This window comes from Solirubrobacter ginsenosidimutans, assembly GCF_027587205.1.
The window spans coordinates 1-10117 of sequence record NZ_JAPDOD010000009.1 but is presented as its reverse complement, the minus strand read 5'-3'; the positions used below and the strand labels follow the sequence as shown (position 1 = coordinate 10117).

10 protein-coding genes are annotated in these 10117 nt (G+C 72.7%); 6 read left to right on the top strand and 4 right to left on the bottom strand.

What is annotated here, in order from left to right; genetic code table 11:
• Window positions 1-146: 146 nt before the first annotated feature.
• Entirely contained in the window at window positions 147-941 is a 795-nt protein-coding gene (locus OM076_RS12440; RefSeq protein WP_270040259.1) for a GNAT family N-acetyltransferase, read from the top strand.
• On the opposite strand, the gene OM076_RS12435 is transcribed toward OM076_RS12440, so the two are convergent.
• The gene (locus OM076_RS12435; protein WP_270040257.1) at window positions 938-1564 is read right to left on the bottom strand and encodes a hypothetical protein; all 627 of its coding nucleotides are present in this window, start codon (window positions 1562-1564) and stop codon (window positions 938-940) included. The two genes, OM076_RS12440 and OM076_RS12435, sit on opposite strands and share 4 nt — an antisense overlap.
• 41 nt (window positions 1565-1605) lie before the next feature.
• Entirely contained in the window at window positions 1606-2190 is a 585-nt protein-coding gene (locus OM076_RS12430) for an MOSC N-terminal beta barrel domain-containing protein (protein ID WP_270040256.1), read from the bottom strand.
• Between the two features lie 23 nt (window positions 2191-2213).
• Between OM076_RS12430 and OM076_RS45995 the strand changes: the two genes are divergently transcribed.
• The 4 genes from OM076_RS45995 to OM076_RS12410 all read left to right on the top strand — a co-directional run bounded on the left by OM076_RS45995 (window position 2214) and on the right by OM076_RS12410 (window position 8428).
• Window positions 2214-3836, top strand: a complete 1623-nt coding sequence (locus OM076_RS45995; protein ID WP_270040255.1) for a glycerol-3-phosphate dehydrogenase/oxidase — start codon at window positions 2214-2216, stop codon at window positions 3834-3836.
• Window positions 3837-3903: 67 nt separating this feature from the next.
• Window positions 3904-5727, top strand: a complete 1824-nt coding sequence (locus tag OM076_RS12420) for a PKD domain-containing protein (protein ID WP_270040254.1) — start codon at window positions 3904-3906, stop codon at window positions 5725-5727.
• Entirely contained in the window at window positions 5724-6635 is a 912-nt protein-coding gene (folP, locus tag OM076_RS12415) for a dihydropteroate synthase (RefSeq protein WP_270040253.1), read from the top strand. Before OM076_RS12420 ends, folP begins: the two co-directional genes overlap by 4 nt.
• A 71-nt stretch (window positions 6636-6706) precedes the next feature.
• Entirely contained in the window at window positions 6707-8428 is a 1722-nt protein-coding gene (locus tag OM076_RS12410; RefSeq protein ID WP_270040252.1) for a Rho termination factor N-terminal domain-containing protein, read from the top strand.
• Between the two features lie 108 nt (window positions 8429-8536).
• Here OM076_RS12410 and OM076_RS12405 read toward each other — a convergent pair whose 3' ends face one another.
• Both OM076_RS12405 and OM076_RS12400 read right to left on the bottom strand, forming a co-directional pair.
• On the bottom strand, window positions 8537-8962 hold the full coding sequence (locus OM076_RS12405) for a hypothetical protein (RefSeq protein ID WP_270040250.1): 426 nt from the start codon (window positions 8960-8962) through the stop codon (window positions 8537-8539).
• A 125-nt stretch (window positions 8963-9087) separates the two neighbouring features.
• Window positions 9088-9417: a hypothetical protein gene (locus OM076_RS12400; RefSeq protein WP_270040248.1), complete on the bottom strand. Its 330-nt coding sequence runs from the start codon at window positions 9415-9417 to the stop codon at window positions 9088-9090.
• 162 nt (window positions 9418-9579) lie between these two features.
• On the opposite strand from OM076_RS12400, the gene OM076_RS12395 reads away from it, so the two are divergent.
• Complete coding sequence (locus tag OM076_RS12395) at window positions 9580-10062, top strand: hypothetical protein (protein ID WP_270040247.1); 483 nt, start codon at window positions 9580-9582, stop codon at window positions 10060-10062.
• The last annotated feature ends 55 nt before the right edge of the window (window positions 10063-10117 follow it).

Sequence of the window (10117 nt, the reverse complement as noted above, 5' to 3'; positions counted from 1 at the left end):
CTGCTTTGCCGACCCCTCGGCGGCGAACCTAACAGGGGCGCAGGACGCGCGGGAAGGGCATTTGGCCGCGCTGCCCGAACGCCTGAACCATCGGGCAGGGCGCATTCATGAGTGGGTCAGCGGCCGAACATCTAGGGTTTTTCGCCGTGCTCATCCGTCCAGCCACCCCCACCGACCTCGACGCCGCCTTGCGGGTGATCGGCGACGCCTTCGGGATCGTCGTCCAGCCGCCCACCGTCCACACGACCGTCGCCGAAGACCCCGACGGCCACTTCCTCGTCGCCGAGCGCGACGGCGCGATCCTCGGCACCGGCGCGAGCGTCGGCTTCGGGCGCAACGGCTGGCTGGGCGGGATCGCCGTCCGCCCGGAGGCGCGCGGCGAGCGGCTCGGGCAGCGGTTGACCGAGGCCGCGATCGATGTCCTCGGCCCGCGCGACTCGGTGCTCCTGCTCGCGAGCGAGGCGGGGCGCCCGATCTACGAGCGCCTCGGCTTCGAGGTCGAGGAGCGCTACGTCGTGCTCTGGTCGCCGCCGGACACGCCCGCGCCCGTGCCCAACGGGCTGCGCAGGCTGACCGCCGCCGATCGCGACGCGGTCCTCGAGCTCGACGAGTGGGTCACCGGCGAGTCGCGCACGCTGGCGGTCGACGTGGCGCTCGAGGGGGCGCTGGCCACCGAGGATCTCTCCGCGGTCGCGCTCAAGCCGCCGTGGCCGGCGCTCCCGATCCTCGCCCGCGACCCGGCCGCCGGCGAGGCGCTGCTGCGCGCGCTGATCGCTCCCGGCCTCCGGCTGGCCGTGCCGGAATCCAACACCGCGGCGGTCGAGACCCTCCGCTCCCTCGGCTGCACCGACGGCCCGGACGTCGTGCGCATGCGGCGCGGGGCGCCGGTCGCCTGGCGCCCCGAGGGCCTCTGGGGCGTGTTCAGCCTGTTCTTTGGCTAAGTCGCCGGCGGCGCTTCGGTGTACTCGTCGTCCTCGACGCGGCGGGGCGCGCCGGCGCCGCCGCCCGAGAGCAGCCAGTCGACGTCGTGGGCGCGCTCGGCGTCGTCGGCCGGCTCGCGCCGGACGGACAGCAGGCGCTCGCCGCCGAAGCGCACCATCGCGACGGTGTAGGCCGAGACCGGGACGTCGTGGCGGCTGGCCAGCCAGTCGATCGTCGCCAGCGCGCGCGGGTCGTAGCCGCCGGCCACGAGCACGAGGGAGGGAGACTGGGTGCCGTCGATCACCTCGAGGTCGGCGTGCACGCTCACCAGCCGCTCGCGGTCCCACGACGCGACGTCAGCCGCCGCGCCGAGCGCGCGGCCGAGCTGCCACTCGACCGTGTCGCCGGTCACGAGGATGACGACGACGCGGTTGGTGGCCTCGTCGAGGCCGAGCAGATCCACGTACGGCACGGGCTCACGCGCGAGCAGCCGTACGCCGGACAGGCCGAGCTCGCCCGCGAACGCGTCCCACGAGGAGGTCACCAGACCGAGCAGTTCCTCGCGGTCAGGGGGGCTCTCCTGGACGAGTCCGGCAGCCTCCGGCGCCACGAGCGTCCCAGAAGTCTCATCGATGCGCAGCACGGCGGTCCGGTCCTCCTTGATGATTCGCGATCAACGGAAGCCTAACTGAGCTTGACCGGCTCGCCGAGCAGCAAACGTCCAGCTTCGACGACTCTCGCTTCGATTCCCGGTCCATCGCCGCGTGAGGCGACAAGTCGCAGGCGCACCCCGTCGCGGAATGCAAGCTCCCGCCCGGCCCACCCGCCAGGCGGCGGCTCGAGGCGCAGCTGGACGTTGATCCCGGCGGCCGCGCGCTCACCTTCGGGCGGCGTCGCGGCGACGATCACGCCGCGGGTGAGCTCGAGGTCGCGCACGAGGTCGACCGCGCGTCCGAGGTCGCGCTCCAGCGCGAACGCCAGGCGCGGGTCGCCCCAGCGGTAGTTCTTCATGCCGTTGGGCGTGGTCAGCAGCGGGAACGGCGGCGGGCGATCGGGGACGATCGCGCCGTCGGGATTGAACGGGAACGCCGCGGTCCACTCCCCGAGGCGGGGGATGTCCTGCGGCGTGAGCATCCCCTCCGGACCCGTCGCGAAGTGCTGGCGATCGCCCGCGATCCCGCGCGTGTCGACCTGCGAGGAACGCAGCTGCTCGCCCTTCATCCCGAGCACGGGAAAGCGCCAAAGGCCCTGAACGAATCCGTCGGACATCCGGCCCGATAGCCTCGCAGGACGTGCTTCCTCGCGCCGACGCCGTCGCCTCGCTCGCGTCCGAACCGTTCGACGTGCTCGTGATCGGCGGTGGGATCACGGGTGCCGGCGTGGCGCTCGACGCGGCGACGCGCGGCTATTCGGTGGGGCTGGTGGAGCGGGCGGACTTCGCCTCCGGCACCTCTTCACGTTCGTCAAAGCTCGTTCACGGCGGGCTGCGCTACCTGCAGAACTTCGATCTCGGGCTCGTGCGCGAGGCGCTGCTGGAGCGCCAGATCAACGTCAATCTCGCGCCACACCTGGTCAAGCCGCTGCGGTTTGTCGTGCCCGCGTTCGACGGCGCGCGGCTGGACCGGGTCGTCGGGCTGGGCCTGAACGCCTACGACGTGATGGCCGTCGACCGGCTGCGCCGGCGCCGGCGGGTGCGCGACGAGGCCGACTGGAGCCCGGCGCGCCACCGGGTGATCTCCGGGCCCGACGTCCTGGAGCTCCTCCCGGCCCTGGCCGACCGCACGCCCACGGGCGGCTACCTCTTCTATGACTGCCAGACCGACGACGTGCGGCTGGTGCTGACGGTCCTGGCCGAGGCGGAGCGCTTCGGCGCGGTCGTCGCCAATCGGCTGGACGCGGTCGGGCTGCTGGAGGAGGGCGGGCGCGCCGTCGGGGCGATCCTGCGCGACGGCGAGAGCGGGTCGACGCTGGAAGTGCGGGCGACCAACGTCATCAACGCGACCGGCGTCTGGGCCGACCGCCTGCGCCCCGCGGAGCTGCACGACGAGGCCGAGGTGCCCGTCATCCGGCCGTCGCGCGGGACGCACCTGATCGTCGAGCGGGCGGCGCTGCCGGTCGTCGCGGGCGCGATCGTCCCCGCGGGCTCGGGGCGGACGATCTTCGTGCTCCCATGGCTGGGTCAGACGCTGATCGGCACGACCGACACCGACCACGAGGGCGATGCGATCCATGTCCAGCCCTCGGCCGACGAGATGACCTACCTGCTGGACGCCGTCAACGCGTTCTTCGCCACCGCCTTGACCGTCGACGACCTCGTGGGCGCCTACGCGGGCGTCAGGCCGCTGATCTCGACCGGCGATCCGCGCAAATCGGTCGACATCTCGCGCAAGGCCGAGCTCTACGAGACCTCCTCGGGCATGATCACGATCACGGGCGGCAAGCTCACGACCTGGCGGCGGATGGCGAAGGAGACCGTCGACCGGATCGTGTGGCGTGACGGCTCGGAGACCAAGTGCCGCACCCACGCCGTACCGCTCGGGATGCCGGTCGATCCCGCGGACCTGGTGCTCGCCCCGGAGGGTTCACGCGAGCAGCTGGCCTCGCGCTACGGGCACATCGCGCACGACGTCCTGGCGGCCGGGCGGGTCGAGCCGATCGTCGCCGGCCGGCCCGACCTGATGGCCGAGGTGGTCTACGCCGCGCGGCGCGAGCAGGCACGCACCGTCGGGGATGTGCTCCTGCGGCGCACCCGGCTCGGCCTTACGGCCGCGCGTCCGCTGCTCGCGAGCGACGCGGTCGAGCGCGTGGCGGCGGTCATGGGCGAGGAGCTGGGCTGGGATCCGGCGCGCGTCGGGCGCGAGGCGTCGGCGTTCCGCGAGGAGGCCGTCGCGGAAGGCATCCTGCCCGGGTCGTAAGGTCCGCCGGAACTTTCGGGCTCGTCGCCGGTTGAGATCCGGCGGAGCCCCTCGACCTGGAGTCGCTTTGCCACGCCGTCTGATCGTCCTGCTCACCGCCGCACTTGTCCTCGTGCCGGCCGCCTCCGCGCACGCGGGGTGGTTCCCCGCGCAGCCGATCGACGGCCCGAGCGCCGACGTCGTCTCGGTCGGCAACGTCGACCTCGCCCGCGACGGCACCGGCGCCGTCTCCTACATCAAGAACGGCGACGGCGTGCCTCAGGCGTGGGTGTCGCGCATCTTCGGCGGCGGCTGGCAGCCGCCCGAGCGCATCAGCTTCACGCCCGGCACGGTGACCGACGTCAAGGCCGCGGCGGGCGACGGCAACCGGCTCGCGGTCGCCTGGATCGCCGACGGCAACGTCTACGCCTCGGTGTCCCCGGGCGGGGACACGCCCGGCGGGTTCGCTCCGGCCGTCCAGGTCGGTGGGCCGAACGCTCGCTCGCTCGATCTGGACCTCGGCGTAAACGGCGCCGCGTACGCGATCTGGGAGGAGAGCGGCAACGTCGTCGCCGCCCGCCTGCAGGACACGACGTGGACACGCGTCGCCGAGCCGCTGGACATCGAGATCAACCGCGTGGCCGGGACCGGCCTGCTGCGCCCGAAGGTGGCCGTCTCGGCCGAGGGGTACGCGGTCGCGACCTGGGGCGAGGTCGCCGCGGATGGCTCGACCCACGTGTGGGGGCGCCGGATCACCGGCATGACCCTCTCGCTGGTCCCGCAGGACATCACGCTGCCGGGCGGGAACGCCGACTCGCCCGACATCGACATCGAGGACGACGGGTCCTACGCGTGGATCGTCTTCCGCGAGGACGTGGACGGCGTGACGCGCACGGTCGGGCGGCGGCTGGTCGGGTCGGCCTACGAGGCGCCGGAGTTCATCGACGCGGGGGTGCCGTCGAACGAGCCGAAGGTCGACATGAGCGGGATCGGCCGCGGGTACGCGGTGGCGCAGACGCCCGCCGGGGCGCAGATCTTCGGCTCCTGGCTCGACCATGACCACTTCCAGCCCGGCTTCCGGATCGACAGCATCGATGGGGTTGCGGACGCCAAGCCCGAGGTCGCCTCGACCGACCAGAACGACTCGGCGATCGCCTGGCGGCTCACCGGCGCCGACGGCACCTCCGTGGTGCGCGCCCGCTACCACGACGGTGAGGACGCCAATGGTGCGTTCAGCGGCGAGGTGACCGTCTCGCGCGGCGACCTCGGCCCGATCGCCGATCCGGGCGCGTTCATCGCCGCCGATCGTTCCGGGGACGTCGCGGTGGCGATGGTGCAGGGGACGGTCGGCGCGCGGACTCTGGCGGTCGCGATCTATGACCGCCCGCCGGGCGCGCCGTTCATCGACACCACCGAGGCCTACAAGCGCAAGACCCGCCCGGAGCTGCGCTGGCGGCCGGGCAACGATCCGTGGGGCGCGCAGACGTTCCGCGTCTACATGGACGGCGTCGTGATCGGGACCACGACGAACACGACGTTGGTGCCGGCGACGCCGCTGACGACCGGCAAGCACACGTGGCAGGTCGAGTCGGTGGATCGCGCCGGGCAGGCCGCGCGCAGCCGCGTGCGGACGCTGAAGATCGACGCGACGCCGCCGACCTTGACCGTCAAGGTCTCAGGCAAGCGGGCGGCGGGCAAGAGCCTGAAGATCACGGTGCGCGCCAAGGACGCCGGCGGGTCCGGGCTCGATCACGTCACGGTCGACTACGGCGACAAGTCGCCCACCTCGCAGGTGGCGTCGACGCGGCACACGTACAGGAAGCGCGGGTCCTTCACGGTCAAGGTCGCCGCGGTCGACAAGGCGGGCAACGTCACGCGCAAGGAAACGAAGTTGCGCATCAAGAAGTCGTGATCCTGCGGGCGGGTGCGCGGCGGCTGGAACTCGGCGGCGGCCGGCGCCCGCTGTTGATGGGGATCCTCAACGCGACGCCTGACTCGTTCTCGGACGGGCGTGGGGAGGAGCCGGTGTCGGCGCGGCTCGAGCGCGGGCGGGCGCTGGTGGCCGCGGGGGCGGACATCATCGACATCGGCGGCGAGTCCGCGCGGGGTGACCGGCCCGCCGTCTCAGCTGCGGAAGAGATCGCGCGGGTCGAAGAGCTGGTGGCCGCGTTCAGTAAGGACGACGTGCTGACGTCGATCGATACGTACAAGTTCTCTGTCGCGGAGGCGGCGATCGCGGCGGGGGCGTCGATCGTCAACGACGTGTCCGGCTTGCGGGACACGCGCCTGGCGTCGTTGTGTGCGGCCTCGGGGGCGGCGCTGGTGATCATGCACACGGCGGTGGAGCCGAAGGGCACGCTGCTCGATCCGGCGACCTACGCGGACGTCGTGGGTGAGGTGGAGGCGTTCCTGCGCTCGCGGATCGACGTTGCTCTGGCGGCGGGCGTGTCGTTGGAGCAACTGATCCTCGACCCGGGGCCGGACTTCGCCAAGACGCCCGCGCAGACCGTGGCGGTGCTGCGGCGGATGGACGTCCTGCGGGGGTTCGGCCGGCCGATCCTGCTCGCGGCGTCGCGCAAGGACTTCGTCGGCGCGATCACCGGCCGCGCCCCCGCGGAGCGCGATCCGGGGACCTTGGCGGCACTGGCGTACGGCGTCGAGCAGGGCGCGTCGATCCTGCGCGTGCACGACGTCGCGGGTGCGTCGGACTTCTTCGCGGTGCGGTCGGTTCTGCAGGGCGAGCGGGTGCTCGGGCCGCTTGAGGGATTGTCGCCGGAGCGCTATCCCGACGGCGTTCCCGCACATCTGCCGCTAGGCTGAGCCCCTGATCGCCGGTCGCTGAACCCAACGCGGCCGGAGCCCACCGATTCACCCCTGAGGAGACGTACTCAATGCCTTCCGTCCTGGATCGCTCCGCTTTGGAGCAGAGCCCGCTCGCCGATCTGCACCTGCTGGCCAACGAGCTCGGTGTCGACGGCTTCCGCCGCCTGCGCAAGCCCGACCTGGTCGACGCGATCCTGTCCCGCCAGTCCGGCGACGTCGCCGTTGTTGACGAGCCCGAGCCCGTCGCCGAGGCGCCCGCCGAGCGGGGCGAGCAGTCCGACGACGATTCGCCGCGCCGTTCGCGCCGCGGTCGCCGCGGCGGGCGTGGCCGTCGCCGCGAGGAGGAAGAGGGCGGCGAGTCCACGAGCGATTCCGACCGCGACCGCGATCGGGACCGCGACCGCGAGGAGCCGGTCGCCGCGTCCACGCCGGCCCCCGAGGCGCGCGGCGACGAGCGCACCGTCGAGGGCGCCGTCGAGCTGCTGGCCAACGGCTCGGGCTTCCTGCGCCTCTCGCCGCCGGACCCGACCGACGACGACGTCTACATCTCGGCCGCGCAGGTCAAGCGGTGCGAGCTCGTCTCGGGCGACCGCGTCGCCGGCCCGGTCCGCGCCGCGCGGCGCTCGGAGCGCTTCCCGTCGCTGATCCGCGTCGAGACGATCAACGGCCGTCCGGCCGAAGAGGTCGCCGAGGGCACGCGCTTCGAGGAGCTCGCGGTCGCTTGGCCGTCCGAGCGGATCTCGCTGGTCTCCGACGACGCCACGGTCTCCGCGATCTCGTCGCTGACGCCGTTCGGCAAGGGCTCGCGCGTGCTGATCACCGGCGCGTCGCGCTCGGGCAAGTCGGAGGCGCTGCGGCGCCTGGCGACCGCGCTCGCCGCGCGTCCGGAGCTCGAGGTCTCAGCGGTGCTGACGGGCGTGCGCCCGGAGGAGATCGCGGACTTCCCCGTCACGCCCGGCTCGGCGCTGAACTTCTCGGCGTCGGTCGAGGCGCAGGCGCAGGCGGTCGAGCAGGCGGTCGAGGTCGGCCGCCGTGTGGCCGCGCGCGGCGGCGACGCCGTCGTCCTGATCGACGGCTTCGAGTACCTCTCGGCCGCGGCCGCCCGTCGCGCGCTCGCCGCCGGCCGGAACCTGGCCGCCGCGGGCTCGCTGACCGTCATCGCGACGTCGCCGGAGCCGATCGGCGGCGAGACGACCGTGATCGCGCTGGATCGCGCGCTCGCCTCGGCGGGAACGTTCCCGGCGCTGGCGACGACCGAGTCGGGCACGCTGCGGCCCGAGCTGCTCCTCGACGCGCCGCCGGTCGTCGTGCCCGAGCCCGAGCCGGTTGTCGTCGCCGAGCCGGAGCCGGTCGTCGTGGCTGAGCCCGAGCCGGTCGTCGTGGCCGAGCCCGAGCCGGTCGTGGTGGCCGAGCCCGAGCCGGTCGTCGTGGCCGAGCCGGTCGCCGAGCCCGCCGCGGCGAAGCCCGCCGGCCGCCGTCGCACCCGCGCGCCGAAGGCCGCCGCGGCGAAGAAGCCCGCGGCCGCGAAGGCTCCCGCCAAGCCGGCGGCGGCGAAGAAGCCCGCCGCTGCGAAGACCGCGGCCAAGAAGCCGGCCGCCAAGGCCAAGGCCGCCGCCAAGCCCGCGACGACCGCCGCGAAGAAGCCGGCCGCCGCCGCCAAGAAGCCGGCCGCCGCGAAGGCCGCTGCCAAGCCGAAGGCCGCCGCCGCGAAGAAGCCCGCGGCCGCCGCCAAGAAGCCGGCCGCCGCCAAGCGCAAGCCGGCCGCGAAGCGCAAGCCCGCCGCCTCCTAGTCCCGTCGCGCCGGCGGGCACCGCCCGCCGGCGCCCCGCGCTACGCGAGCGTCGAGTTTCTCGTGCTGTACACGAGGAACTCGACCTTCGCCGCGCGTGCGCCGCGGCTCAGTAGCGGCGCAGGCCGTACGCGACGCGGCGCCAGCTCGGCTCGGGCGAGAGCTCGATCGGTTCGCGGTCGCGTTCGGGCTGGACGTAGCCGAACGTGTGGGTGATCTCGTCGAAGACGACGTCCAGCTCGCCTTCCTTCACCCGCTGATCCAGCCAGGCGGAGCGGAAGACGAGGCGGCGCAGCCAGTGCACGAGGGAGCGGTCGGCGGGGCCGACGAGGTCGGGCCAGCAGTCGTTGACGTGCTCGCCCAGGCCCGAGGCCGGATCGACGACCTCACCGTTGACGGTGAGGTTGACGAGGTCCTCGAGCTCGGTCTCCTCGAGCGGGCGGCCGACGAAGCCGAGCTTGCGCGCGGCCTGCTCGACGCGCTCGCTGAAGTCGCGCTCGTTGAACGTGAAGCGAAGCTCCCCGTATTCGAGCACGTAGTCTTGACCGGAGTCATAGTTGCCGCGGCGAATTTGATCCATAGCGTGAGAGCCCGGGGTCGCCGGGGCGTCTGCATCTTATGCGCGGTTCCTGCCGTGGGTCTGCCCTTGAAGGCGATCTTTCATGAGGACTCCAAATGGTGTCTGAGGTCGAACGCCCTTATGGCATCTGGACCCGTCTCCGGAAAGTCGGCGAAGCGGCGGTTGCGGCAGTGAAACTCCGGGCTCTCGTGCGCCTTCTCGACTGAGAAGGCGCATTGGGTGAGGGGCTCGCGCGCCAGCTTGAGCGTTCCGTAGCCGCGGCCGCGCTCGGCCTCCTCGAACAGCGCGACGTCGATCTCGGTCGCGAAGACGTCGTGCGCGCAGCCCATGTAGCGCGTCCCGTTGAGCGGGTCGACATACGTGTAAAGCGCGGGGCACTGCGCTTTCACGCAGGTCGCGGGCGCGATCACCCGATCGCAGTACGTGAGGCACTGGCGGCACTCGGCCGCCTCGGTTCGGCGGGCTGTCCGGCCCATCGACGCGAGTTTACTCGCGCCGCATGGCTAGACGAGTAGCCAGGGTTTGCGCAATACACCGTGTTTGAGAGCGGGCCCTCTGGATAGGTTCGCATGATGACCTTCCGGCCCTTCCTCGTCCTGCTCGCCCTCGTTCCGGCGGGGACCGCGATGGCGGCGAGCGACGTCGTGCCGAAGGCGGGCGTCGCGCTGACCGGCGCGATCAAGTTCCCGCGCGAGCAGCGGATGACGCTCGAGACGGGCGCGCAGGACGCCGGCAAGCTCAAGGTCCGGATGGGCTTCGACGGCAAGTGCACCGGCGGCGGACTCCAAGAGGCCTGGGCGTCGACGATCCTGGCCGACCAATCCGTGCGCGTGCAGGGCGGCAGGTTCTCCGCCGACCTGACCGGCACCGCGCGCAACCTCGGCGGCGTGAGGGGCCGCACCGGCGAGTTCAAGTGGACGCTCAGCGGTCGCTTCCTCGCCGCGGACGCCGCCACCGCCACGGTCACCGGCAGCGCCGTGATCAAGAAGAACGGCCGCGTGTTCTCGCGCTGCAAGATCGCCGGGCCGACCTCCGTGCGGCTCGCGGTGCGCTGATAGATCACGGGGCACCGTGTTGAGTTGAGGCCTGCTCCCGGTTTTGGGGGTGGGC